The sequence below is a fragment of the Pandoraea oxalativorans genome (assembly GCF_000972785.3).
GTDB classification, from domain to species: Bacteria; Pseudomonadota; Gammaproteobacteria; order Burkholderiales; family Burkholderiaceae; genus Pandoraea; species Pandoraea oxalativorans.
On sequence record NZ_CP011253.3, the window covers coordinates 3,595,710 to 3,620,334 of the forward strand.

A 24,625-nucleotide genomic window follows, 5' to 3' on the forward strand; every position below is an offset into this window, starting at 1 on the left:
GTCTTAACGCTTGTCGATCGGCACGAACTGCTGATCTTCCGGACCGGTGTAGTTAGCGCTCGGACGAATGATCTTGTTGTCGACGCGCTGCTCGATGATGTGCGCACTCCAGCCCGACGTACGCGCGATCACGAACAACGGCGTAAACATCGCAGTCGGCACGCCCATCATGTGATAGCTCACCGCACTGAACCAGTCGAGGTTCGGGAACATCTTCTTCACGTCCCACATCACCGATTCCAGGCGCTCCGCAATGTCGTACATCGCCGTGTTCTGCTCCGCCTTCGAGAGCTCGTGCGCGACTTCCTTGATGACCTTGTTGCGCGGATCGCTCACCGTGTAGACCGGATGGCCGAAGCCGATGATCACTTCCTTGTTCTCAACGCGTTGACGGATGTCGGCCTCGGCTTCGTCCGGCGAGTTGTAGCGCTTCTGCACTTCGAACGCGACTTCGTTCGCGCCACCGTGCTTCGGCCCGCGCAGCGCACCGATCGCGCCGGTAATCGCCGAGTGCATGTCCGACCCCGTGCCCGCGATCACGCGCGCAGTGAAGGTCGACGCGTTGAACTCGTGCTCGGCGTACAGAATCAGCGACGTATGCATCGCGCGCACCCACTGGTCCGACGGCTTCTCGCCGTGCAGCAGATGCAGGAAGTGACCGCCGATGCTGTCGTCGTCCGTTTCCACGTCGATACGCACGCCGTTCTGGCTGTAGTGATACCAGTACAGCAGCATCGAGCCGAGGCTCGCCATCAGACGGTCGGCGATGTCGCGTGCGCCGGGAATGTTGTGATCGTCCTTCTCCGGCAGCACGGTGCCGAGGACCGACACGCCGGTGCGCATCACGTCCATCGGGTGAGCCGCGGCGGGCACGGCTTCGAGGGCGTCCTTTACGGCGGCGGGCAGACCACGCAGCGCCTTGAGCTTGGCCTTGTAGCCACGCAGTTCCGCCACGGTCGGCAGCTTGCCGTAGACCAGCAGATACGCGATTTCTTCGAATTCCGAGGTCTGAGCCAGATCCAGAATGTCGTAGCCGCGATAGTGCAGATCGTTGCCCGAACGGCCCACGGTACACAGTGCCGTGTTACCTGCGGTCACACCCGACAGGGCAACGGATTTCTTCGGCTTGAAGCCGGTGGCAGTCGTCTCGCTCATGCTCTTTCCTCCAGGATCAGGGGTTCGTTATTTCTGTTGGGCGAACAGGGCGTCGAGCTTCTGTTCGTAAGCGTGGTAGCCGATGCTCTCATAGAGCTCGGCGCGCGTTTGCATCGTGTCGAGCACGGCCTTTTGCGTGCCGTCGCGACGAATCGTGTGATAAACGTTTTCCGCCGCCTTGTTCATGGCGCGGAACGCCGAGAGCGGATACAGCACCAGACCGACCTGCGCACTCTTGAGTTCGTCCACGGTGAACAGCGGCGTCGAGCCGAACTCGGTGATGTTCGCGAGCACGGGCACCTTCACGGCGTCGGCGAACTGGCGGTACATCGGCAGTTCCGTCATGGCTTCCGGGAAGATCATGTCGGCGCCCGCTTCGACGCATGCGCACGCGCGGTCGATGGCCGCCTGAAGACCTTCGACGGCCAGCGCATCGGTGCGCGCCATGATGACGAAGTTCTCATCGGTGCGCGCGTCCACGGCCGCCTTGATACGGTCGACCATCTCCTGCTGCGTCACGATGGCCTTGCCGGGACGATGGCCACAGCGCTTCGCACCCACCTGATCTTCGATATGCATCGCCCCCGCGCCGAACTTGATCAGCGACTGCACCGTGCGCGCAATGTTGAAGGCCGACGGACCGAAGCCCGTGTCGACGTCCACCAGCAGCGGCAGGTCGCACACGTCGGTGATGCGACGCACGTCGGTGAGCACGTCGTCGAGCGTCGAGATGCCCAGATCGGGCAACCCGAGCGAACCGGCAGCGACACCGCCGCCCGACAGATAGATCGCCTTGAATCCCGCCGCCTTGGCCAGCAGCGCGTGGTTGGCATTGATGGCACCGACAACCTGCAACGGTTGCTCGGTCTTGACGGCCTCGCGGAAGGCGGCGCTGGCCGAACGAATGGTTTGCGTCACTTGAATCCCTCGGTCGTGTCTTGCGCGTCGGATGAGCGAAATGTCACCGGATCGCACGTGGGTTGAGTAGCAGGCTTCCTGAATAGCAATGGCCGTGCCAGCAGATCGTGCGCCCGCGCATCTCTTGTCCCTTTGCAGCGCTAACGCATTCATTTATCGACGGAAATTCTTCGCCTGCATGACGTTTACGTCAAGGTAAATGTCACTTGAAGGCAGAGAGGGCAGTCGCATAACGTTTCATTTTGAAACCAAAAATGAAACATGTCGTCGCAACATGCTACGATCCGGATCAGCCTCCCTTGCCGCCGACCGTCATGCCGAATTCGATACCCACCGAGATGCCGTCCCGCCTGCCTGCGACTGCCGCAAGCGTGGCGCGTGCGCCCACCGTCCCCGCGATGCGAAAGCCGGTGATCTGGGCGGTCGGCATCAGCAAGCTCGGCGAGCTGTATCGCGATATCGTGCCGGATTACGTCGCGCAGGCCGACGTCCACATCGTCGACAAGGGGTACGAAGCCGTGATCGAAGCGCTCGAGCGATTGCCCGCTGGAAGCGTCGACGGCATCGTGGCAGCCGGCTCGAACGGCGATTTTCTGCGCGAGCGTCTTGCGTTGCCTGTGGTGCTGGTCAAAGTCACCGGCTCGGACGTCATGCACGCGCTGGCCCGTGCGCGGCGCGCCCTGCCCGCGTCGCTCCCCGACTCGCGCATCGCGCTCGTGTCCTACGCGCGCCCCGCCGCCGAGTTCGAGCGCTTCAAGCGCGCCTTTCATCTCGACATCTCTCAGCACACGTACGTCGATGCGCAAAACGCCGAGGACCTCGTGCATCGGTTGCGCGACGACGGCATGGCGGTCATCGTCGGGCCGGGCCTCGTCACGCAACTGACCGAGCGCGCCGGCCTCACGGGCATCTTTCTCTACTCGCAGGATTCGGTGCGCGCAGCGTTCGACACGGCGCTGGAAGTGGCACGTCTCGGGCGCATCGAAGCGCAACGGCGCGAGCGTCTCGATACGGTGTTGCGACATCTGCACGAAGGCGTGGCCGCCGTCGATCTGAACGGACGCATCGAGGCGCTCAACGCGTCGATGGCCGGGATTCTCGGTGTCACGGCAGCCGACGCGGTCGGACGAACGCTCGATACCATCGCCCCCGCACTCGACATCGCGCGCACGCTGGAGAGCGCGAGCGCCGAACTGGAAGCGATCGTCTCGATGGCAGGCAAGACCTGGGTCATCAACCGTATTCCCCTGCTGGATCAGGGCACGCTCACGGGCGCGCTCGTCACTTGTCAGGACTCGCAGTCGTTCGCCCGCGTGGATCGCTCGTTGCGTTCGCGCCATCGTCCCCGGCATCTCGTGGCGCGCTACCGGCTCGACGACCTGATCGGCGATTCGGCGGCGATGACGCAAGTCCGCGCACTCGCACGCCGCTATGCGCAGACCGACTCGACGGTGCTCGTGCATGGCGAGAGCGGAACGGGTAAGGAATTGCTCGCGCAAGGGATTCACAACGCAAGCCGCCGCCGCGACTATCCGTTCGTCGCCATCAACTGCGCCGCGTTTCCGGAGACGCTGCTCGAGAGCGAGTTGTTCGGGTACGAAGATGGCGCATTCTCCGGCGCGCGACGCGGCGGTAAGGCCGGCCTGTTCGAGACGGCACACAATGGCACGATCTTTCTCGACGAAATCGGCGAGATGCCGATGCCGCTGCAAACCCGGCTGCTGCGTGTACTGCAGGAGCGCGAAGTCCTGCGTCTTGGCGCGAACGAACCGGTGCCGTGCGACGTGCGCGTGATTGCTGCCACGCACCGCGATCTTCGTCAGCAGGTTGCGGCCGGGCTGTTCCGCGAAGACCTTTACTACCGTCTGAACATCCTGCGCATGGTGCTGCCTGCGCTGCGCGAGCGCATGGACGACCTGCCGCGCCTTACGCCGTTGTTCCTGGAACGCGCGCTAGCCCGGGCGGGCGCGCGCGTGAGCGTGGACGCCTTGCAGGCGTCGCTATTGCCGCTTCTGGCAAGCTATCGTTGGCCGGGGAACGTTCGGGAGCTGGAGAATTTACTGGAGCGCATCGCGGTCGTCTGCGCCGACGTGGTCGATGCCCGCGAGATCAGCCGTGCGCGACTGGTCGAGATTGCCCCGGAGCTTGGCACGACGCCGCCTGCGTTCGACGTTTCAAAAACGAACGGTGGCCGGACAAACAGCACGATGGGTACGATGGGTGTAACAGGTCCGACGAGCGAAGCCGCCGTCGAAGCATCCGGCGCGCCGATGACAGGACGCGAGCGCCGTGCCGCCCTGGAGCTAGCCCGCATTCACTCGACGCTGGCCGCCTGCGGCGGCGACCGCAATGCCGCGTGCGAAGCGCTCGGCATCAGCCGCTCGACGCTCTGGCGAAAACTTCGCGCCGGGTAATGCGCATCGGCGATGCACCCGGCACGAATACCTCAGTGCTGATGACGAATACGGTCCCACATCTCGTGCCAGTCCAGACGCTTGTGCGCGGTCGGTTCATCGTGATGCGTAATCCAGAAGTGATCGACGAGCATGCCGATGGCGAAGCCGACGAGCAAGGCCACCAGCATCATCGAGAGAGTGATCATGGACATGGCCGCCTCCCGTCGAAAGGAATCACGCTTTCATTCTAGTCAAACGCCATAAAAAAAGGTTCATCGCGCAATAGCGTGGAGGGATTTGACAAGTTTTCGTACTCTTGATGGCAGGAATTTGCCATCAGGAGTGCGTGGAGATGCTGGATCGCAAGCTGCTGGAGTCGCTGGGAGGCTGGCAGGGCTATGCCGTCGAACGCGTGGAGTGGCCCGAGGGCACAGGGCGCACGCTGTCGATCTATTTGAAGCCAACCGCCAAGGTGATGCTGTGCGAGCAGTGCGGCGCACGATGTCGCCAGGTCCATGAGACCACGGTGCGCCGGGTGCGAGATCTGCCGTTATTTGAGTACCGGGTTGTTCTTCATGTTCCACGCCGGCGCTTGTTGTGTGAGCAATGCGGTGGCCCGCGCCTGGAGCGGCTTACTTGGCTGGGTCGCTACCAGCGGGTGACGGATCGGCTTGCGGCGGCCTGCAGCCAATTGCTGCAATCGAGCAACGTGCAGGCGGTGGCGAGGTTCTTCGAGCTGGGTTGGCATACCGTCAAGACGCTGGACAAGGCCCGGCTCCGAGCGTCAGTGCGCGAACCGGATTGGTCCAGGATCGAGTATTTAGCGATGGACGAGTTCGCCCTGCATAAAGGGCATCGGTACGCGACGGTAGTCGTCGATCCGATCAGCAGGCAGGTGCTGTGGATCGGCCCAGGACGCTCACGCGAGACGGCTCGGGCGTTCTTCGAGCAATTGCCGCGTGGGGTCGCCCAACGCATCAAGGCCGTAGCCATCGACATGACTACGGCCTACGAGTTAGAAATCCAGGCCCACTGCCCACGGGCGGAGATCGTCTATGACTTGTTCCATGTCGTGGCCAAGTACGGACGAGAGGTCATTGATCGGGTGCGCGTGGATCAGGCCAACCAACTGCGCCAGGACCGTCCCGCGCGCCGGGTCATCAAATCGAGCCGCTGGCTGTTATTGCGCAACCGCGACAAGCTAGACCGGCAGCAGGCCGTCCGGCTCGACGAATTGCTGCAAGCCAACCAGCCGCTGCTGACGGTCTATGTCCTGAGGGACGAACTCAAGCGGCTCTGGTTCTACCGAAGACCTGCCTGGGCAAAACAAGCCTGGCACCACTGGTGCGAGCAGGCCGAGCAAAGCGGAATAGCCCCCTTGAACACCTTCGCTCAGCGTCTGAAAGGCTATCTGCATGGCATCCTGGCCAGATGCCGACATCGTCTAAACACCAGCATCGTTGAGGGCATTAACAACACTATCAAGGTCATTAAGCGGCGCGCCTACGGCTACCGCGACGAGGAATATTTCTTCCTCAAAATCCGCGCCGCCTTCCCCGGTAATGCTCAATGAACCTAAAAAAACCGGGGTCGAAACCCCGGTTTTTCATTTGACGCGAGTCGTATGACATCAACGCGCCATCAATGCGCGCGACGCGCATCCGGCAGCACTTCAATGCTTACCACGTCGCAATCAGTGCACCCTTGAATTGCGAGTCGATGAATTGCTTCACTTCGTCCGAATGGTAGGCATCGACCAGTTGCTTGACCCACGGCTTGTTCAGATCTTGCGTGCGCACGGCGATCAGGTTGGCGTACGGACCCTTCAGGTCTTCGATGGCGATGGCGTCACGCTTGGGCACCAGACCGGCCTGTGCGGCGAAGTTCGTGTTGATCGACGCGGCGTCCAGATCCGGCAATGCGCGCGGCAGTTGGGCGGCTTCGAGTTCGCGGATCTTGAATTTCTTCGGGTTCTCGATATCGAGCGGCGTGATGTTCTTGCCATCCAGACCCGGCTTCACCTTGATCAGGCCTTCCTTCGCCAGCAGACGCAGTGCGCGGCTACCGTTAGACGGATCGTTCTGGATTCCGATTTGCGCGCCGTTCGGCAGATCCTTGAGCGACTTGTACTTCTTCGAATAGAAGCCCAGCGGCGAAACGTAGGTCAGGCCAGCCGTCGTGATCTTGTAGCCACGGTCCTTGACCTGGCTATCGAGGAACGGCTTGTGCTGGAAGCCGTTGGCGTCCAGGTCGCCAGCGTCGAGCGCGGCGTTCGGCTGTGCGTAGTCACTGAATTCGACGATCTTGATGAACAGGCCGTGCTTTTCGGCCACCTTTTTCACCACTTCGAAGATCTGCGCGTCCGAGCCGGCCATCGTGCCGACCTTGAGGGGCTTGTCGGCCGTCTGGGCCGAGGCGCCGAGAGAGGCCAGCGCAAACGTTGCGCCGAGGAACGCGTTGATCAGTTGACGGGACAGCATGTGCGAATTCTCCTTTTGCTTATGTGGTCCGACGCCTGTTGGGCGTCTGTGCGAGGGGGCGCGGGCCTGTTGAGCCCGCAACGGTCACGCGCGACGCTAACCTGCCAGCCATACAGCCGCATAGCCACGTCGGGCGACCCAGACCCCGGATGCTGCCACAACTGCGGGTTTACACGAAATACATAATCGGTATTTCGATATCCCCCGGGCGCATCGATAGATTGCGTCCATCAAAAAAAACGCCCCCTCGGATCACCGAAGGGGCGCTTCGCCGGGAGAACAGCCTGACCACGGGCCGGGGGGGGGTGGCACGGCTGGCGGCAATGCCGTCAGCCGGTCGCGTCAGGAACCGACGAACAACCTGCGAGACTCGCTACACCATCTAGATCAACCGATGCGAGGGCCAGTGCCTGCACGCGCTGTGCCGAACGCGTGCAGGCCCACACCCACCACTAGCTCAGGGACATGGCTCCTCGCCAGCCTGGCCGTTCATTGCGCATCCGCCGCCACCGCCGAAACCGCTGGGGCCACCGAATGCTGCTAATCCACCACCGCCCGCAGCGCCACCGATACCACGACCGCCGGGACCACCGACACCGACACCGCCGCCGCCGCTTGCGCCAACACCACCACCGCCACCGCCAGTGCCACCACCACCGGTGCCGCCCCCACCACCACCGGTGCCGCCACCACCACCACCACCACCACCACCACCACCACCACCACCACCACCACCACCACCACCACCACCACCACCACCGCCACCACCACCACCACCACCACCACCACCACCACCACCACCACCACCACCACCACCACCACCACCACCACCACCACCACCACCACCACCACCACCACCACCACCACCGCCACCGCCGCCACCGCCGCCACCGCCGCCACCGCCGCCGCCACCGCCGCCGCCATCACCACCGCCACTGTGGCCGCCGCAGCCGCAACCGCCAGCACCGCCGATACCGATACCGACACCGGCCCCGGTACCACCGGGGCCGCCGAATGCGCCCAAACCGCCGAGGCCGCCCGCACCGCCGAAGCCGATGCCGCCACCTCCGCCACGTCCACCGCCACCACCACCGGCGGCGTATGACGCATTGATCGAAATGCCGCAGAGCATCGCTGCTGCTGCCGCCCCTACCAGAGTCGCCTTGAACCTGTTCATGGTCCCCTCCCCGCGCACGCGCACACACTCACTTCGGAACACGCCGGACCCCGCCAGAAGGTCCAGCGTTACGACGAGAGCGCGTCAACAGAAATCGCGGGCAATAGCGGGCCCGCCCGTGCTTCACAGCACAGGAGCCCCTTGCCAACAGCCTGCGGAAAATCCGGGTTGGCGCTTCGCCATACACGATTCACATACGCGAATTCCGTGCCAGGCAAATCAACCCGTTGATTTAAAAGAAATTAATAACTCAACTTACGAGACATCGACACGTCCCCTGCCGAAAACGTATCGTTCGTGAAACGCTTACAACGTAACGTAGCGATATTCGATGCGCGACCTGACGGTCGATACCCTCATGCCGCCAGGCAGAAAGTCAGATGAGCGGCGCATGAGGTGCTTGCGGTGCATCAGGTGCAAGAGGCACGGCGAAAGGCTCATGCCCGCATGCGCTCGCGCGCCTCGCGCAACAAGGCCTGCGGCGGCTTGCCCAGCGTACGGACGAACGCACGGCGCATACGCTCCTCGTCGCCGAAACCGGTCACGATCGCGACCCGCGTAATCGACGCCTCGCCCGCTTCGAGCAACGCCTGCGCCGCTTCGAGACGCAACTTCTCGATGGCCTTCGCGGGTGTCAGTCCGGTCTGCAACGTGAATTCACGACTGAAATGGCGAGCACTCCAGTGCACCTGTGCCGCAAGTTGCTCGACCGATAGCGGCTCGCGCAAATGCTCGCGGGCATAAGCGAGCGCTGCGCGGATCCTGCCGGAGCTGGGTTCGAGCGTGGACAGCGTTGAGAACTGCGACTGACCGCCGGTGCGGCGGTAGTGCACCACCAGCAAGCGCGACGTATCGCGGGCGACATCGCTGCCGTAATCGGCTTCGACCAGCGCCAGCGCCAGATCGATACCCGCCGTCATGCCTGCCGACGTCCATATCGACCCGTCGTTGACGTAGATCCGGTCGTCTTCGACGATCACGTCCGGGTGCTGCTGTTGCAAGGCCGTCGCCTGCCCCCAATGCGTCGTGGCGCGCCTTCCGTTGAGCAGCCCGGCGTCGGCCAGCACGAACGCCCCGGAGCAGATGCTTCCGATGCGTCGCACCTTCGGTGCGAGTCGCCGCAAAGCATCGACCAGATCCGGTTCTGTCGGCACCACGTACGTCGCGCCCGCCACCAGCACCGTGTCGTAGCGATGCCGCCCGATAGGCTCCGTGGCCACCGCAATCCCGGCAGAGTCGCGCACCAGCCCGCCTTCGACCGAGAGGGTCTGCACCTCGTACAGCGGTTCGTCGCGCCCGAAGTTCGCGATTTCGAACACCGACATCGAGGCCAGCGAAATCATCTGAAAGCCGGGATAGACCACCAACGCAATTCGTTTCGTCATGACGCAAAGGGCCACCGAGGCCACGAACGGAAGATTCCAGAACGACGGAATGGGAAGACAAACGGCGACACCGACAGCCACCGCATGACCGATGCGTCGATTGTAGTTGGCGCGATGGACGGGCGTCGGACGCACTTGTCCTAAAAAGTGGTTTTCCCGTCATTTGAGACATCGCGATGGTAGACCACACTGGACGTCATGGCCCCCACAACCGGAACCGTAACCACCATGAACGCATCCACTCAAATCCATCAGCCGGGCACTGCACTGATTACCGGCGCATCCTCGGGCATCGGCGCGATTTACGCCGACCGTCTCGCCCGTCGCGGCCATGACCTCATTCTGGTCGCCCGCAACACGGCGCGTCTGCTCGAAGCCGCCCAGCGCCTTCACCTCGAGACCGGCCGTCGGGTCGATATCCTGAGCGCGGATCTTTCCACGCGCGAAGGTCAGGCGCTCGTCGAAGCGCGTCTGCGCGAAGACACTCGCATCGACACCCTCGTGAACAACGCGGGCTTCGGCGCGGTCGCGCCGCTGCTGCAAGCGGACGTCGAACTCATGACCGAGATGATCGACGTCAATGTGACCGCCCTCACCCGTCTGACTTACGCAGCCGTGCCGGGCTTCGTGGCACGTGGGCGCGGCACCGTCATCAACATCGCGTCCATCGTGGCGATCGCGCCGGAACTGCTGGGCGATGTGTACGGGGGTTCGAAGGCGTTCGTACTCGCGTTCTCGCAATCGCTGCAACATCAGCTCGCCGATACTGGCGTGCGTGTGCAAGCCGTGTTGCCGGGGGCCACGATCACGGAGTTCTGGGATGTCGCAGGCAAGTCGCATCAGGAATTGCCGCAAGAATGGCTGATGACGTCTGGCGACCTCGTGGACGCGGCGCTGGCCGGACTCGATCAGGGCGAAACCGTCACCATCCCGCCGTTGCAGGATGGCGACGAGTGGACCGCATACGACACCCTGCGTCGCAAGATGTCGCAAGGACTGAGCAACACCTCGCCGGGCAAACGTTACGGATTGAAGGCCGTCGCCGATGTCGCCTGACGTCAACGGGCGCTAAGGGTGTAAAGGGTGTTAGGGCCATGCATGCGTCCCCCGCAAACCAAAGGGACGCATGCACCCGCGAAGCCCGTCAGTTTGCGTCGATCAACTCTGCCGACGACTCGCGCAGGCACGCCGCGAATAGTTGCGACGCGGGCGTCGTCGTGTCTTCGCGCCAATACAGAATCGCGTCGCCCAGCGGCCCCAATGGCGGCAACGGCAGCACGCGCATGGTGCCTCGCTGGACATAGCGTCGCGCGAGCGATAGCGGCAGGATCGAGACGAACCCGCCGCCGCGCAGTAGCGACAGATTCAGCGCAAGCGAACTCGACTCGATGGCCGGGCGCTGTAACGTCACCCCATGCTCGGCCAGTATCTCGGCCATCGTGGTGAACGCGGGCGAGCCACGCATCGGCGTGATCCAGCGCACGTCCTGCAAATCGCGCCATGAGACGGCCGCCTCCGCGGCACCGAGCGGGTGTTGGGTGCCGACGACGAACACGAACGGCTCGTGGTGCAGCGACTCGTTGCGCATCACCGCCAGGTGGCCGGTCACCCGATTACGCCCGAGCGCCAGGTCGAGATTGCCCTCGTCCATCATCTTGAGCAGACGGTCCAGCGTAGCTTCCACGAACGAGAACGACGCGTTCGGCGCACGGCGCGTGAACAACTCGACCGCATGCGCGATCAGGGGCTGGGGAATCGTCACCACCGCACCGAAGCGGACATGCCCCGCCGTCCCGGCGGTCAACGCACTCACGTCGCGGCGCGCCAGTTCGATCTGTCGCAGGATTTCGCGTCCACGCTCCACCAGCACGCGTCCGATGCCGGTCAGCTCCACCGCATTGCCCACCCGCCGCACCACCGGCGCGCCAAGCGCCTCTTCGATCTCCCCGATCTGCTTGGAGATGGCGGGCTGCGTGACGTGAAATGCCGCCGCCACGCGCGTGACCTGACGCAGTTCGCCCAGCGTCACCAGCATGCGTAGATGGCCGAGCTTCAGGCCGCTGCGGAAAAAGCGCTCAATCGAGTTGTCGGTCGTTGACATGACGGATGCGGAAAGCTTCTGTGGGAACACGCCAAGCCGAGATCATAACCAAACGGTAATGCCGCGTGCGCAAAGTTTGATTTGCCGTCACGCCGACCGACCCCTTACCCTTCGTACGAGCAGCATGGCCGCACAGGGTTACTCGACGCTTCGGAGCGACGCTCCGTCGCACGTCGCGGAATCTCCTTCGCATAACCGAATGTCCTCCGGATGCGCGTCAGGCTGCCCAATAACTCGACGTGCCACACGGCACGCACCACGGAGACAACACCCATGAGCTCGTCCCCCTCGTCCTACCCGGGCGGTGCACAGCCGCATGTCGGCAACGGCGCTGCCCCTGCGACGGCCAGCCCCGCGCAGCGCGACGCGCTGTACCGCAAGCTGACCTGGCACATCATCCCGTTCCTCTTTCTCGCGTTCATCGTCGCGTACATCGACCGCGTGAATGTGAGCTTCGCCAAGCTGGAGATGCTCTCCGATCTGTCGCTGTCCGAGACCGTGTATGGCGCAGGTGCGGGCGTGTTCTTCCTCGGCTACTTCCTCTTCGAAGTGCCGAGCAACCTGATCCTGCATCGCGTGGGCGCACGCATGTGGATCGCGCGCATCATGGTGACGTGGTCGATCATTTCCTGCCTGACGATGTTCACGCAGGGACCGATGTCCTTCTACGTGCTGCGCTTCCTGCTCGGCGTGGCCGAAGCGGGCTTCTTCCCCGGCATCGTGCTCTATCTGGCCACGTGGTTCCCGTCGAACAAGCGCTCGCAGATCATTGCGCTGTTCATGGTCGCCATTCCCGTCTCGGGCGCCATCGGCGGTCCGCTCTCGGGCTGGATCATGCAGCACTTCGGCGGCATGCACGGTTACGCGGGCTGGCAGTGGCTGTTTCTGATCGAAGGCATTGCGTCGCTGCTCGTCGGCATCGCAGCGTTCTTCGTGCTTCAGGACCGGATCGAAACGGTGAAGTGGCTGAACGCAGACGAAAAGGGCCTGCTGGCACAGGACCTCGCCGCCGACGACAGCACTCGCGCGCATCACAGCGTGCGTCAGGTGTTCGGTAGCGCCCGCGTGTGGCTGCTCGGCCTGCTGTACTTCTGCATCGCAATGGGCAACTACGGCCTCGTGTTCTGGCTGCCGACGATGATTCGCGCCGCGGGTGTCGCCAACCTCGGCAACATCGGCCTGCTCTCGGCCGTCCCGTCGCTGGTAAGCGCCGTCGCGATGATTCTCGTCGCGCGTCATGCCGACCGGCACAACGAACGTCGCATGCATGTGGCCGTGTGCTGCCTGCTCGGCGCAGCCGGTATGGTCGCATCAGTGCTGCTGGCGCAGCATCTCTGGTGGTCGATGGCGGCACTGATCGTCGCGGCCATCGGCATCAACTCGATTGCGCCGGTGTTCTGGGGCATTCCCACGGCGATGATGGGCGGTGCAGGCGCAGCCGCCGCCATCGCGCTGATCAATTCGACCGGCAACCTCGCGGGGTTCGTCAGCCCGTACGTCATCGGTTTTCTCAAAGACAGCACCGGGCAGTTGCTGCCGGGCATGATCGTGCTGGCGTGTGCGCTGGTCGGCGGGGCATGCATCGTGATGTCGCTCAAGCCCCAACGGAGTCGTGCATGAGTTTTCCCGTCTGTCTTGTGACCGGTGCCGCGACTGGCATCGGTGCGGCCACCGCCCTGCGTTTTGCGCAGGACGGCTGGGCCGTGGCCATCAACAATTTCGACGACAGCACGCGTGCGGCCGCCGAAGCGGTCGCGGCGCAGTGCCGCGAGGCCGGTGCGCAAACGCTCGTCGTCGATGGCGACGTGGGTGACGACGCCGCTTGCCGCCGCATGGCGGATGCCGTCGGCACGAAATGGGGGCGACTCGATGCCCTCGTCAACAGCGCCGGGACCACGCGCGTGATCCCGCATGGCGATCTCGAAGCCATCGACGCCGTCGAGTTCGAGCGCATCTATCGCGTGAACCTCATCGGCATGTTCCAGATGACGCGCGCCGCTGCGCCGTTGCTGCGTGAGCGGCCGGTGTCGGCGGTATCGGCCATGTCGGCCTCGGTCGTCAACATCTCGTCGCTGGCGTCGCTCAACGGCACGGGGTCGTCGATTGCTTACGCGGCGTCGAAGGGCGCGGTCAACGCGCTTACGCTCTCGTTCGCCCGCAACCTTGCGCCGCACGTGCGCGTGAACGCCATCGCACCGGGCATGGTCGACGACGGCCTGCTGCGCCGCGTGCTCGGCGACGAGGCATACGGTCGCGTGGTCGAAGGCATGCGCGAAAACTCGCCGCTCAAGCGCGTTTCGCAACCGGCGGAAATTGCCGAACTGGCGTGGTTCCTCGCGGCCCGCGCACCGGCGATGACCGGTCAGGTGCTCGCCATCGAAAACGGGCTGCTGCTCAACACGTAATCGACCTCGGGTCGACGCATGCGCAGCCGCCACAAAAGCATAAGGAAGTCCCCATGACAGATCTGCACAAACACCGCTCCCGCACGGTGACCGAAGGCGTCACGCGCACCCCGCATCGCGCCTTCCTGCGCGCGACCGGCCTCGACGACGCCGCCATCGACAAACCCTTCGTGGCCATCGTCGACACCTTCGGCGAGAACACGCCCTGCTCCATGTCGCTGAATCAGATTTCGGACAACGTGCGTCTTGGCGTGGCCGCCGGCGGCGGCGTGCCGATTCGCGGCTCGGCCATCTCGGTATCCGACGGCACGTCGATGAACCACTCGGGCATGCGCTTCTCGCTGGTCTCGCGCGAGACGATCGCCGACAGTGTCGAATTATTCGTGCGCGCGCATTGCTACGACGCGCTCGTCGGCGTGGCGGGTTGCGACAAGACGTTGCCCGGCATTCTGATGGGCATGGTGCGCGTGAACGTGCCCGGCGTGTTCCTCTTCGGCGGTGCGATGCTGCCCGGCGTCGCGCCCGACGGCTCGCAGGCCACTATCCTCACCGCCATCGAAGCGGTCGGCACGGCCCAACGCGGCGATATGTCCGCCGAGACCCTGCGCGGCATCGAAAAACGGTGCACACCGACGGCAGGCTCATGCCCCGGTCAGTTCACGGCCAACACGATGGCGATGGTCGCGGAAGTGCTCGGCCTTGCGCCGCTCGGCTCCGCGATGGTACCGGCCGTCTACAGCGAACGGATTGCGATTGCGCGTCGCGCTGGCGAGAACGTGATGCGTGCGCTGCGCAACGGCGGACCGCTGCCGCGCGACCTCGTCACGCGCAAGAGTCTGGAGAACGCCTGTGCTGCCGTAGCGGCGACCGGCGGCTCGACCAACGCCATGCTGCACATTCCGGCCATTGCCCACGAGGCAGGCATCGAGTTCACGCTCGACGACGTCTCCGAAGTCCTCGCCCGCACACCGCTCATCGGCGACATGCAGCCCGGCGGACGCTATCTGGCCGTCGATCTGCATCACGTCGGCGGCGTGCCTGCGGTGCTCAACGCGCTGCTCGCAGGCGGTCATATCCACGGCGACACCCTGACGCAGACGGGCGAGACGCTCGCCGACGCGTTGCGCGCCTTCCCCGGTCCCGACGGACGCGTGGTCAAGCCGCACACCGAACCCCTCTCGCCCAACGCTGGACTGGTCGTGCTGCGCGGCAACCTCGCACCCGACGGCGCGGCGCTCAAGACCGCAGGCCTCAAGCAGCTCACGTTCACCGGCACCGCTCGCGTGTTCGAGACGGAAGAGGACTGCATGGCCGTGGTGTCCGCGCAGACGTACCGCGAGGGCGATGTGCTCGTGATTCGCAACGAAGGCCCCAAGGGCGGACCGGGCATGCGCGAGATGCTGAGTGTGACGGCAGCGATCTACGGGCAAGGCATGGGCGAGAAGGTCGCGCTGCTCACGGACGGCCGCTTCTCGGGCGCGACGCGCGGCATGTGCATCGGTTACGTCGGCCCCGAAGCGGCGGCGGGCGGACCGATTCGCCTACTTCGGGACGGCGATACCATCCACATCGACGCAATCAAGGGTAAGCTCGACGTCGAACTCTCCGACGAAGCACTCGCCGCACGCGCCGCCGAGGCCAAACCGTTCGTGCGCGGTCGTCTGGGCGGCGTACTGGAAAAGTACGAAGCGCTCGTACGGCCCGCCAAGCTGGGCGCGGTGACCCATTCGGGGGCTGTGGAATGGCCCTACGAAGCGTCGATCGGGGAGACGCCAACCCACGAGGACCCGAATCGATGACTACCCCACGCGTAGGCTTTTGCGGCATCGGCCGCATGGGCGAACCCATGACGCAGCGGCTGCTCGCTGCTGGCCACGACGTCGCCGTCTGGAACCGTTCTGCCGCCAAGCTCGGCGCGCTGACCGATGCCGGTGCGATGGCCTGTGTGACGCCGCAGGCGCTCGGCGAATGCGTCGACATCGCCCTGCTCTGTCTGGGTGATGGAAAGGCGGTTGAGGACGTGGTGTTCGGTGAGCGCGGGCTCGTGCACGCCGCAACGCCCCCGCGCTATCTCGTCGATCACTCGACGCTCTCGCCCGCGCTCACCCGCCATCTCGCGAAGCGCTGGGCCGAGGCCACCGGCAGCGTCTGGATCGACGCCCCGGTGTCCGGCGGCACGGGCGGTGCGCAGGCAGGCACGCTGGCCATCATGGCGGGCGGTCCCGCCGAGGCTATCGAAGCCGTGACGCCGGTGCTGCGCGCTTTCTCGTCGCGCGTCACCCGCATGGGCGACATCGGTGCGGGTCAGACGACCAAGCTCGCCAATCAGGCCATCGTCGCCACGACGCTCGCAGGTCTGGCCGAAGCCTTCGTGCTGGCCAAGCGCAGCGGCATCGACACAGCGGCGGTCCCGTCGGCATTGCAAGGTGGCTGGGCCGATTCCGTCCTCATGCAGACGCTCTGGCCGCGCATGGTGACGCCGCCCGACTTCGCCACCGGCACGGTGCGCGTGATTCTGAAGGACCTCGACGCGATTGCCGAACTGGCGCACGCAAGCGCAACCGTGCAGCGCGTGCTGCCGGAAGTGCGTCGTTTGCTGAAGGACGCCGCAGAGCGCGGCATGGCGGACTGGGACCTGTCGCAGGTGTTCCGCATCGGCGAAGCGGAGAGCGCGCCGGACGCTTGAGGTCAGTCTGTCCGCGTCATGAAAAAAAGCCATGCCCGTGGATGGGCATGGCTTTTTGTCTTCCAGGAACGTCTGCGGCGAGTGAGCGGCTTACTTGACCTTCACCGTCGAGAAGTCCTGACGGCCGAACGGGCTGACCTGATAGCCCGACACGTCGGTACGCGTGATCACGGCCGCGATCGGATGCGCCAGCGGAATCCACAGCGCATCGTCCTTGATCGTCTTCTGCGCCGCCTGATACTTGGCGGTGCGCGCCGCGATGTCATGCGTGCGCTTGCCGTCGCTGATCAGCTTGTCGAGACTGGCGTCGCAGAAGCGGGCGAAGTTCGTGCCCGAGGTCACGGCCGCGCAGCTGAACTGCGGCGTGAGGAAGTTGTCCGGATCGCCGTTATCACCCGACCAGCCCATGAACAGCAGGTCATGCTCGCCCGCCTTGCCGCGACGAATCAGCTCGCCCCACTCCACCGTCTTGATCTGCGCCTTCACGCCGATCTTTGCCAGGTCGCTTTGCAGCATCTCGGCGCCCACACGCGGGTTCGGATTGAGCAGGCTGCCCGCCGGTCGCGTCCAGATCGTCGTCTCGAAACCTTGCGGGAAACCAGCGTCCGCCAGCAGCTTTTTCGCGCGATCGATGTTGTGCGGATAGTCCGCCACGTTCTTCGCATAGCTCCACGTGTTTGGCGGATACACGTTCACCGCCGGCGTGGCCGTGCCTTCGAACACTTGCTTCACGTAGCTCGGCTTGTCGAACGCAAGGTTCAGCGCCTGACGCACGCGCACGTCGTTCAACGGCTTGTGTTGCGTGTTGATGGCGACGAACGCCGTCATGAAAGCGGGCGTCTCGACCACCTTGAGTGCCTTGTCGCCACGCGCGGCCTGCACGTCGAGCGGCTTGGGCGACAGCGCGATCTGGCACTCGCCGACCTTGACCTTCTGCGCACGCACGGCAGGGTCCGGCACGATCGTGTAGATCAGACGCTCGGACGCCGGTGCGCCGCCGAAGTACGACTTGTTGGCGTCGTACCGCACCACACTGTCCTTCTGATAGCTACGGAACACGAACGGGCCGGTGCCGATCGGACGCGCGTTGAGGTCATCCGTCTTGTTCGCCGCGACGAGCTTGTCGGCATACTCGGCCGAATAGATCGACGCGAAGCCCATCGACAGCATCGAGAGGAACACGGCGTCCGGCTCGGAGAGCGTGAAGCGCACCGTGTTGTCGTCGACCTTCTGCACCGACTTGATCAGCTTGCCCAGCGACAGCGACTGCGCATGCGGGAAGCCCGACGGCGTGAGCTTGTGCCACGGCGCGTTGTCGTTGAGCATGCGATCGAACGTGAAGACGACGTCGTCGGCATTGAATGCGCGCGTCGGCTTGAAGAGATCGTTGCTGTGGAAGCTGACGTTCGGGCGCAGCGTGAACGTGTACGTGAGGCCGTCCGGCGTCACTTCCCATTTCGTCGCCAGACTCGGCACGACCTTGGCTTGCGAAGCATCGAACTCGACCAGACGGTTGAACACCGGATCGGCAGAGGCATTGGTCGTAGTGAGCGAGTTGTAGCGCACGACGTCGAACCCTTCCGGGCTGGCTTCGGTGCAGACGGTGAGCGGTTTGGCGTTCGCCGCCAGCGGAATCAGCGGCAAAGCGAGCGCGGTGAGCGCGGCGGCGAGAACGCGACGGGAACGGTGAGTAGCGCGAGTAGAGCGGGTAGTGCGGGATGCAAGCGAGCGACGACGCATGAGCTTCTTCTCCAGGAAGTCGATGACGGGCAGGACGGATAGCAAAACAACGGGCCAGAATAGCGCAAATTCAGGACCCCTGCCTTTGCCTCGCAGCATATGCATAGATGCGCAGCCGCAAATACCAAAAGGGCGCGCAAGAAGAGAAAGTCAGTTCTGCCAACCGAAAGCGCGCATCCGATGGACGATGCTGTCGCGCGCGGCCACCACCGTCAGTCGCGAACTGACGGAAATGTCGTAGAGGTAGCGCGTTTGCCCGGCGTACGGAACGCCGACATAAGGGTGCGCCAGCAGCGGCACATCGGCCCCGGACGCCAGCGACTGTCCCTCGCCTGCAAGTCTTGCCAGACACAAACGATGCGCAGTGTCGCGCGCCACCGCGAACGGGTCGAGCACGCTCGGCGGCGGGCTCGCTTGGGCGATTGGCGGCGCATTGTCGTCGGCACCGACCGGCGTTGGCGCGTGAGCGGCCAGTGCCACCGGGCCCTGCCCCATCGCGACGAAGAGCCACAACCCCGCGTGCGCCATATCGATCCACACCTTGCCGTGCGGACCTTCGCCCTCCAGCGACGAGACGCCCGGCGTTGCCGTCGGCACGGGTGCCTGCGCAGGCGCACATCGGAACCAGCGTCCGAAAATCCAGCGCAACGCAATGCGCTCCGACAGGAATCGATGACGCATTTGTGTGCGCGGCAAGCGGCGCGCCAGCGAATGCTCGGCGGCCGAGAGCCACGTCGCACCGTCGTCCGGGCCACCGGCCGCAGCGCCCGTCGCCCCGAAAGGACGACCGGCGAGCAGAAAGCGCCACAGCCAAAGTTCGTCGCTGCTGCATTGAGGAGAAGGCGAAACGGCGGTGCGTGGCCCGCCGTCGGCTCGCTTCGCCGCTTCGACGTCGCTACTCGCCAGCGCGCGATTCTGCGCACCTCCCGTGAGCTTGCGGTCGCCCTGTCCGAACTGCCCGAGCGGCACGTAAGTCATGGAAGGTGTGGGAATCGATGTTACGCGCGGCGTCAGATCGACCGTTCGTTTCAACATCGACAATGACGACCTCCACAGACGTGACCGCCGACCACTCGCACCGCTTGACGCTGCGTCATCGGCAATCGCTTATTTGTTAATGAGAATCATTATCAAATAGTAACACAAAGGTCTACGCGAGAGGAGTGACAAGCGCATGGGAATTCGCTTGTTTAAACGGGAGAACGCCCAGACGCGGCCTGCCGCGAAGGCGGTGGCCGTATGGGCGCATCGGATTGGGAAATATCGGGGGCGGACCGGGGGTGCCCCGGTCGCTTCAGGCCCCGCCGGGCAGCGGCGGCCGGTAGCCCAGCGCGTGACTCGCCGCCAGCGCCTCACGACGGACCGCTTCACCGATGGGGCTGTCCATGCGGGCGTCGAATCCGCCCGTCGCTCCGAGCGCGGTGATGACGCCGACGAGGCGACCGTCGTAGTTGAAGACAGGCGCGGCGATCGCGCTGATGCCCGTCAGGTTCGTGTCGCGCACGCAGGCCCCTTGCGCCGCACGCACCGAGGCTCGCAATGCGCCGATAGGGTCCGAGGCGTCGAGTTGCGTCCGGTGTTCCGGCGTGGCGTGCGACAGTTCGCTCTCGGCCATGGCCAGCACCTGCGGGTCGTCGAGCAGGCCGAGGAAGACGCGACCGGCAGCCGACCACAGGACCGACATCACCGAGCCGATCCGCACGTTGATCGTCACCGGCAGGCCCGGCTCCTCGAAGCGCACGATGGTCGGCCCCTTGTTGCCCATCACAGCGATGAAGCAGGTCACCTCGAAGGCTTCGCGCAGTCGCACCAGCGCCGGTTCGGCGGCGCGCACAGGGTCGGCCTGGCGCATGGCCGCGACACCGAGCAGCATCGCTTCGAGGCCCAGGTAGTAGTGTTGCGAGTCGGCGTCCTGCGCGACGAGCCCTTCTTCGACGAGGCTCATCAGATAGCGGTGAACCTTGGCGGGGCTTTGCTGCACGTGCAGCGCCAGTGCCGTCAGGCTCGCCCGGCCGCCCAGACGGGCTAGCCCTTTGAGCACCACCATGCCGGTCTCGGCCGACTGCACGCGCTGGCGGCGGCCGCGCTCGCGCGGCGCATCGAGGGCGTCGCCTGCCTCAGAGGAAAGCGGGGAAAGCGGGGAAAGCGCAGCCGCGCTTCGCGGGCGGCCTGCCGTGGGTCGTTTGCTTGTCGTCATCGGCGAGATTTTAAGATGCAAACCAATGTTGCTCGGTGTGGACAAGTCTAGAGGTTAACCCCAGTCTACTAATTTACGCTATGCGTATTATATTTACGCTTAACAGATTCAGAGAATGTGACAGGCAACGCTCCTCTACACTTGATGCATTGTGTGCGTCGCCGCGCGGCCCTTGCGGGGGTCGCTGCCGCATTCTCGCACCGGACTAAACGCCTCAGAGAGCGAGCGGATGAGCCAGACACTTTCCCCAACTTCCAACGCCACGGCGCCCAGCGTCGGCGGCTGCCCGTTTCATCAGTCGTCGAATATGTCGACCGAGAAAGCCCCGAACGGCTGCCCGGTCAGCGCCCGCGCGGCCGACTTCGATCCGTTCGAAGACGGCTATCAGCAGGACCCGCCCGAATACGTGCGCTGGGCGCGCGAGCAGGAACCGGTGTTCTACAGCCCGAAGCTCGGCTACTGGGTCGTAACCCGTTACGACGACATCAAGGCGATCTTCCGCGACAACATCACGTTCAGCCCGTCGATTGCGCTGGAAAAGATCACGCCGACCGGCCCGGAAGCCAACGAGGTGCTCGCCTCCTACGGCTTCGCGCTGAACCGCACGCTGGTGAACGAAGACGAGCCCGCGCACATGCCGCGCCGCCGTGTGCTCATGGAGCCGTTCACGCCTGAGCATCTGAAGCATCACGAGCCGCTGGTGCGCCAGCTCGCGCGCGAATACGTCGACCGCTTCATCAACGACGGCCGTGCCGATCTCGTCGATCAGATGTTGTGGGAAGTGCCGCTGACGGTGGCGCTGCACTTTCTCGGCGTGCCCGAGGAAGATATGGACAAGCTGCGCGAGTACTCGATTGCGCACACGGTCAACACGTGGGGACGTCCGAAGCCCGAAGAGCAGGTCGCCGTGGCGCATGCCGTGGGCAATTTCTGGCAACTCGCGGGCAAGATTCTCGACAAGATGCGTCAGAACCCGGACGGCCCGGGCTGGATGCAATACGGCATTCGCAAGCAGAAGGAGCACCCGGAAGTCGTGACCGACTCCTATCTGCATTCAATGATGATGGCGGGCATCGTGGCCGCGCACGAAACGACGGCCAACGCCACGGCCAACGCGATGAAGCTGCTGCTCTCGCACCCGGACGTCTGGCGCGAGATCTGCGAAGATCCGTCGCTGATTCCGAACGCAGTGGAAGAATGCCTGCGTCACAACGGTTCGGTGGCGGCATGGCGACGTCTCGCGACGAAGGACGTCACCATCGGCGGCATCGAGATCGCCGCCGGGTCGAAGCTGCTGATCGTGACGTCGTCCGCCAACCATGACGAAGCGCATTTCGCCGACGCCGACCTGTTCGACATCCGCCGCGAAAACGCGAGCGATCAGTTGACGTTCGGCTACGGCTCGCATCAGTGCATGGGCAAGAACCTCGCCCGCATGGAGATGCAGATCTTCCTGGAAGAGTTCACGCGCCGCCTGCCGCACATGACGCTGGCGGAGCAGAAGTTCACGTACGTGCCGAACACGTCGTTCCGCGGTCCGGAGCACGTCTTTGTGGAATGGGATCCGGCGCTGAATCCCGAGCGCCTCGATCCGGCCGTGCTGACGCGTCATGCGCCGGTGCGCATCGGCGAGCCGTCGGGCCATAGTGTGACGCGCCCTGTCGTGGTCGAGTCGGTCACGCCGGTCGCCGAGGGCATCGTCAAGCTGCGCCTGGTCGCGCCGGACGGCCGCGCGCTCCCTCGCTGGGCACCGGGCTCGCACATCGATATCGAATGCGGCGAGACGGGGCTGTCGCGTCAGTATTCGTTGTGCGGCGACCCGACGGACGCGGGCGCATTTGGGATCGCCGTGCTGCATGAGCCGGAAGGCCGTGGCGGTTCGAACTGGGTTCACACGCAAGTCTCGGTCGGCGACCGTCTGCGCATTCGTGGTCCGCGCAATCACTTCCGTCTGGACGAAACGACGCCGCGCGCCATCTTCGTTGCGGGTGGCATCGGCGTCACCCCGATTGCGGCGATGGCACGCCGCGCCAAGGTGCTGGGCATCGACTACGAGATTCACTACAGTGGCCGCAGCCGTTGCACGATGGCGCTCGTCGACGAGTTGCAAGCGCTGCATGGCGACCGGCTGCATTTGTGGGTGAAGGACGAAGGGCGACGCGCGGATTACGCGACGCTGCTCGCGACGCCGCAGGACGGCACGCAGGTGTACGCCTGCGGTCCGGTGCGCATGCTCGACGGTCTGGCGCAATGCTGCGCACACTGGCCGGACGACACGCTGCGCGTCGAACACTTCCAGTCGCAACTGGGCACGCTCGACCCGGAGAAGGAACACGCCTTCGAGGTCACGCTGAAGGATTCCGGCATCACGGTGATGGTGCCCGCCGATCAGACCCTGCTCACCGCATTGCGCGCGGCGAACATCGACGTACAGAGCGACTGCGAGGAAGGCTTGTGCGGTTCATGCGAAGTGCAGGTGCTCGAAGGCGACGTGGATCACCGCGACGTGGTACTCACCCGCACGGAGCGCGACGCCAATACGAAGATGATGTCCTGCTGCTCGCGCGCCTGCGGCAAGAAGCTGGTGCTGGCGCTGTAGTCGAAGCGAAGGTTGGAGGGCAACGAAAAGGGGGCTGCGGCCCCCTTTTTGTCAATGCGCGCTCTGCGGCTTGCGCAACATCGTCATCAGCGACACGAGCGCCAGGATGGCGAAGCCGCACATCACGCTCACGAGGGGGCGGGGCGAACCGTCGTTAAGCATACCGAGCAAGCCACCTGCCGCGAAGCCGAAGCCGTACTGGACGCTGCCGACGAGCGCCGCCGCAGCCCCTGCCCGCGTCGGGTGATTTGCCAGCGCGCCCGCCACCGAATTGGCCGTGATGATGCCGCGCAGCGACATGAACAAAAACAGCATCGCCACCATCAGGGGCAGCAGTACCAGACCCATCCACACCGCAGCGCAAAGCACCGACGTCACGATCGCACACCCGACGATGCCGATGCGCATCAGTCGGTACGAACCCAGTTGTCCCACGCGTCGCGAATTGAACATCGTCATCGCGGCCATGCCAACGATGTTGATGCCGAACAACACACCGAAGAACTGCGGCGAGACATGAAAGTACTCCATGTACACGAGCGGCGTGCCGGTAATGTAAGTGAACGACGCCCCGAAGACGGCACCGCCCGCCACCATATAACCGACGAAATGCGTGTCGCGCAGCAGGTGCCAGTACGACATGACGATCGCGCGCGCCCCCCCCACCTGACGACCGTTCACGTTGCCCGTCTCCGGCAGACGCCACAGCGCCATCAAAGCCCCCACGCCGAACACCGCGAGAATGCCGAAAATCACGCGCCACGTCGTGAAGCGCAGCATCTGCCCGCCCACTAACGGCGCGACAATCGGGGCTACGCTCATCACCAGCAACATGATCGAGAAAGCGCGCGCGCTGTTGCGCGGGCCGTAGACGTCGCGCACGATGGCCTGCGCAATCACCGGCATGGCACAGCCGCCAAGCGCCTGTACGAAGCGCCACATCATCATGTGATCGATGCTATCGGCGAACGCACAGCCAATGCTGCCGAAGATGTACAACGCGATCCCCGCCGCCATCGGCTTGCGACGCCCGAAGCGATCCGCGAGCGGCCCCCAGACCAACTGTCCGAAAGCGAAACCGAGGAAGAAGTACGAGAGGGTCAGTTGGGTGGCCGCAGCGCTCGCGCCAAGTTCGTGACGCATCGTCGGCAGGCCCGGCAGATACATATCCGTCGACGCAGGCGCGATCATCATGAACAGGCCGAGAATGCCCAACAGCACGCGCTCGGATGGCAAGGCAGGAGAGAGTTCGGACGTCGAGGTCATTTGTCGTTTTGATTATGCGGTGCGACGCCTGACGCATCGCAGGAGACGTCGCAAAAACGACGACGCCCGCCATGATAACGCTGGCGGGCGTCGCACTTTCATACTCGATGGTTATCGGAC

Annotated in this window: 20 protein-coding genes; 8 read left to right on the plus strand and 12 right to left on the minus strand. The window is 64.4% G+C overall.

Annotated features, from left to right (window positions below):
• Window positions 1-3: 3 nt before the first annotated feature.
• From prpC to MB84_RS29950, 3 genes are all read right to left on the minus strand, one after another.
• Complete coding sequence (gene prpC / locus MB84_RS15845; RefSeq protein ID WP_046292469.1) at window positions 4-1,155, minus strand: bifunctional 2-methylcitrate synthase/citrate synthase; 1,152 nt, start codon at window positions 1,153-1,155, stop codon at window positions 4-6.
• A 27-nt stretch (window positions 1,156-1,182) separates the two neighbouring features.
• Window positions 1,183-2,073: a methylisocitrate lyase gene (gene prpB, locus MB84_RS15850; RefSeq protein WP_211279313.1), complete on the minus strand. Its 891-nt coding sequence runs from the start codon at window positions 2,071-2,073 to the stop codon at window positions 1,183-1,185.
• 289 nt (window positions 2,074-2,362) lie between these two features.
• Window positions 2,363-2,503 carry a hypothetical protein gene (locus tag MB84_RS29950; protein ID WP_157122752.1) on the minus strand — a complete coding sequence of 47 codons (141 nt, stop codon included), beginning with the start codon at window positions 2,501-2,503 and terminating at the stop codon, window positions 2,363-2,365.
• On the opposite strand from MB84_RS29950, the gene prpR reads away from it, so the two are divergent.
• Window positions 2,484-4,487, plus strand: a complete 2,004-nt coding sequence (gene prpR / locus MB84_RS15855; RefSeq protein WP_084009823.1) for a propionate catabolism operon regulatory protein PrpR — start codon at window positions 2,484-2,486, stop codon at window positions 4,485-4,487. The two genes, MB84_RS29950 and prpR, sit on opposite strands and share 20 nt — an antisense overlap.
• 32 nt (window positions 4,488-4,519) lie before the next feature.
• Here the strand turns inward: prpR and MB84_RS29955 are convergent, their stop codons facing one another.
• Window positions 4,520-4,681: a hypothetical protein gene (locus MB84_RS29955; RefSeq protein ID WP_157122753.1), complete on the minus strand. Its 162-nt coding sequence runs from the start codon at window positions 4,679-4,681 to the stop codon at window positions 4,520-4,522.
• A gap of 140 nt (window positions 4,682-4,821) precedes the next feature.
• Here MB84_RS29955 and MB84_RS15860 point away from each other — a divergent pair, with 140 nt between their 5' ends.
• A complete protein-coding gene (locus MB84_RS15860) occupies window positions 4,822-6,042 on the plus strand; it encodes an ISL3 family transposase (RefSeq protein WP_046292470.1) in 1,221 nt (406 codons plus the stop codon).
• A 106-nt stretch (window positions 6,043-6,148) separates the two neighbouring features.
• Here MB84_RS15860 and MB84_RS15865 read toward each other — a convergent pair whose 3' ends face one another.
• From MB84_RS15865 to MB84_RS15875, 3 genes are all read right to left on the minus strand, one after another.
• Entirely contained in the window at window positions 6,149-6,949 is an 801-nt protein-coding gene (locus MB84_RS15865; RefSeq protein WP_046292471.1) for a MetQ/NlpA family ABC transporter substrate-binding protein, read from the minus strand.
• 540 nt (window positions 6,950-7,489) lie between these two features.
• Window positions 7,490-8,059: a hypothetical protein gene (locus MB84_RS30765; protein ID WP_157122754.1), complete on the minus strand. Its 570-nt coding sequence runs from the start codon at window positions 8,057-8,059 to the stop codon at window positions 7,490-7,492.
• A 504-nt stretch (window positions 8,060-8,563) separates the two neighbouring features.
• Window positions 8,564-9,511, minus strand: a complete 948-nt coding sequence (locus tag MB84_RS15875; protein ID WP_046293885.1) for a GlxA family transcriptional regulator — start codon at window positions 9,509-9,511, stop codon at window positions 8,564-8,566.
• 228 nt (window positions 9,512-9,739) lie between these two features.
• Here MB84_RS15875 and MB84_RS15880 point away from each other — a divergent pair, with 228 nt between their 5' ends.
• Complete coding sequence (locus MB84_RS15880) at window positions 9,740-10,567, plus strand: SDR family NAD(P)-dependent oxidoreductase (protein ID WP_046292472.1); 828 nt, start codon at window positions 9,740-9,742, stop codon at window positions 10,565-10,567.
• A gap of 88 nt (window positions 10,568-10,655) precedes the next feature.
• Here the strand turns inward: MB84_RS15880 and MB84_RS15885 are convergent, their stop codons facing one another.
• Window positions 10,656-11,612 (minus strand): LysR family transcriptional regulator, encoded by a 957-nt coding sequence (locus MB84_RS15885; protein WP_046292473.1) that lies wholly within the window; start codon window positions 11,610-11,612, stop codon window positions 10,656-10,658.
• Between the two features lie 273 nt (window positions 11,613-11,885).
• Here MB84_RS15885 and MB84_RS15890 point away from each other — a divergent pair, with 273 nt between their 5' ends.
• Genes MB84_RS15890 through MB84_RS15905 form a run of 4 tightly spaced genes read left to right on the plus strand, consistent with a single transcriptional unit; the run spans window position 11,886 to window position 16,703 of the window.
• A complete protein-coding gene (locus tag MB84_RS15890) occupies window positions 11,886-13,232 on the plus strand; it encodes an MFS transporter (protein WP_046292474.1) in 1,347 nt (448 codons plus the stop codon).
• Complete coding sequence (locus MB84_RS15895; protein ID WP_046292475.1) at window positions 13,229-14,017, plus strand: SDR family NAD(P)-dependent oxidoreductase; 789 nt, start codon at window positions 13,229-13,231, stop codon at window positions 14,015-14,017. Before MB84_RS15890 ends, MB84_RS15895 begins: the two co-directional genes overlap by 4 nt.
• A 53-nt stretch (window positions 14,018-14,070) precedes the next feature.
• Window positions 14,071-15,816, plus strand: a complete 1,746-nt coding sequence (gene ilvD, locus MB84_RS15900; protein WP_046292476.1) for a dihydroxy-acid dehydratase — start codon at window positions 14,071-14,073, stop codon at window positions 15,814-15,816.
• Window positions 15,813-16,703: an NAD(P)-dependent oxidoreductase gene (locus MB84_RS15905; protein ID WP_046292477.1), complete on the plus strand. Its 891-nt coding sequence runs from the start codon at window positions 15,813-15,815 to the stop codon at window positions 16,701-16,703. Before ilvD ends, MB84_RS15905 begins: the two co-directional genes overlap by 4 nt.
• A gap of 90 nt (window positions 16,704-16,793) precedes the next feature.
• Here the strand turns inward: MB84_RS15905 and MB84_RS15910 are convergent, their stop codons facing one another.
• The 3 genes from MB84_RS15910 to MB84_RS15920 form a co-directional block, all read right to left on the minus strand.
• Window positions 16,794-18,443 (minus strand): ABC transporter substrate-binding protein, encoded by a 1,650-nt coding sequence (locus MB84_RS15910; protein WP_084010050.1) that lies wholly within the window; start codon window positions 18,441-18,443, stop codon window positions 16,794-16,796.
• Window positions 18,444-18,593: 150 nt separating this feature from the next.
• Entirely contained in the window at window positions 18,594-19,478 is an 885-nt protein-coding gene (locus tag MB84_RS15915) for a 4'-phosphopantetheinyl transferase family protein (protein WP_157122755.1), read from the minus strand.
• A gap of 259 nt (window positions 19,479-19,737) precedes the next feature.
• Window positions 19,738-20,640: an IclR family transcriptional regulator gene (locus tag MB84_RS15920; RefSeq protein ID WP_084009824.1), complete on the minus strand. Its 903-nt coding sequence runs from the start codon at window positions 20,638-20,640 to the stop codon at window positions 19,738-19,740.
• 307 nt (window positions 20,641-20,947) lie between these two features.
• Here MB84_RS15920 and MB84_RS15925 point away from each other — a divergent pair, with 307 nt between their 5' ends.
• On the plus strand, window positions 20,948-23,239 hold the full coding sequence (locus MB84_RS15925; protein WP_157122910.1) for a cytochrome P450/oxidoreductase: 2,292 nt from the start codon (window positions 20,948-20,950) through the stop codon (window positions 23,237-23,239).
• Between the two features lie 51 nt (window positions 23,240-23,290).
• Here the strand turns inward: MB84_RS15925 and MB84_RS15930 are convergent, their stop codons facing one another.
• Window positions 23,291-24,505 carry a multidrug effflux MFS transporter gene (locus MB84_RS15930; RefSeq protein ID WP_046292481.1) on the minus strand — a complete coding sequence of 405 codons (1,215 nt, stop codon included), beginning with the start codon at window positions 24,503-24,505 and terminating at the stop codon, window positions 23,291-23,293.
• Window positions 24,506-24,625 lie beyond the last annotated feature (120 nt).

Excerpts from the sequence above, each read along its gene's own strand:
- prpC (WP_046292469.1), bottom strand. The coding sequence starts at position 1,155 with ATGAGCGAGACGACTGCCACCGGCTTCAAGCCGAAGAAATCCGTTGCC.
- MB84_RS29950 (WP_157122752.1), bottom strand. The coding sequence starts at position 2,503 with ATGCCGACCGCCCAGATCACCGGCTTTCGCATCGCGGGGACGGTGGGC.
- MB84_RS29955 (WP_157122753.1), bottom strand. The coding sequence starts at position 4,681 with ATGTCCATGATCACTCTCTCGATGATGCTGGTGGCCTTGCTCGTCGGC.
- MB84_RS15860 (WP_046292470.1), top strand. The coding sequence starts at position 4,822 with ATGCTGGATCGCAAGCTGCTGGAGTCGCTGGGAGGCTGGCAGGGCTAT.
- MB84_RS15865 (WP_046292471.1), bottom strand. The coding sequence starts at position 6,949 with ATGCTGTCCCGTCAACTGATCAACGCGTTCCTCGGCGCAACGTTTGCG.
- MB84_RS30765 (WP_157122754.1), bottom strand. The coding sequence starts at position 8,059 with ATGCGTCATACGCCGCCGGTGGTGGTGGCGGTGGACGTGGCGGAGGTG.
- MB84_RS15875 (WP_046293885.1), bottom strand. The coding sequence starts at position 9,511 with ATGACGAAACGAATTGCGTTGGTGGTCTATCCCGGCTTTCAGATGATT.
- MB84_RS15880 (WP_046292472.1), top strand. The coding sequence starts at position 9,740 with ATGAACGCATCCACTCAAATCCATCAGCCGGGCACTGCACTGATTACC.
- MB84_RS15885 (WP_046292473.1), bottom strand. The coding sequence starts at position 11,612 with ATGTCAACGACCGACAACTCGATTGAGCGCTTTTTCCGCAGCGGCCTG.
- MB84_RS15890 (WP_046292474.1), top strand. The coding sequence starts at position 11,886 with ATGAGCTCGTCCCCCTCGTCCTACCCGGGCGGTGCACAGCCGCATGTC.
- MB84_RS15895 (WP_046292475.1), top strand. The coding sequence starts at position 13,229 with ATGAGTTTTCCCGTCTGTCTTGTGACCGGTGCCGCGACTGGCATCGGT.
- ilvD (WP_046292476.1), top strand. The coding sequence starts at position 14,071 with ATGACAGATCTGCACAAACACCGCTCCCGCACGGTGACCGAAGGCGTC.
- MB84_RS15905 (WP_046292477.1), top strand. The coding sequence starts at position 15,813 with ATGACTACCCCACGCGTAGGCTTTTGCGGCATCGGCCGCATGGGCGAA.
- MB84_RS15910 (WP_084010050.1), bottom strand. The coding sequence starts at position 18,443 with ATGCGTCGTCGCTCGCTTGCATCCCGCACTACCCGCTCTACTCGCGCT.
- MB84_RS15915 (WP_157122755.1), bottom strand. The coding sequence starts at position 19,478 with ATGTTGAAACGAACGGTCGATCTGACGCCGCGCGTAACATCGATTCCC.
- MB84_RS15920 (WP_084009824.1), bottom strand. The coding sequence starts at position 20,640 with ATGACGACAAGCAAACGACCCACGGCAGGCCGCCCGCGAAGCGCGGCT.
- MB84_RS15925 (WP_157122910.1), top strand. The coding sequence starts at position 20,948 with ATGTCGACCGAGAAAGCCCCGAACGGCTGCCCGGTCAGCGCCCGCGCG.
- MB84_RS15930 (WP_046292481.1), bottom strand. The coding sequence starts at position 24,505 with ATGACCTCGACGTCCGAACTCTCTCCTGCCTTGCCATCCGAGCGCGTG.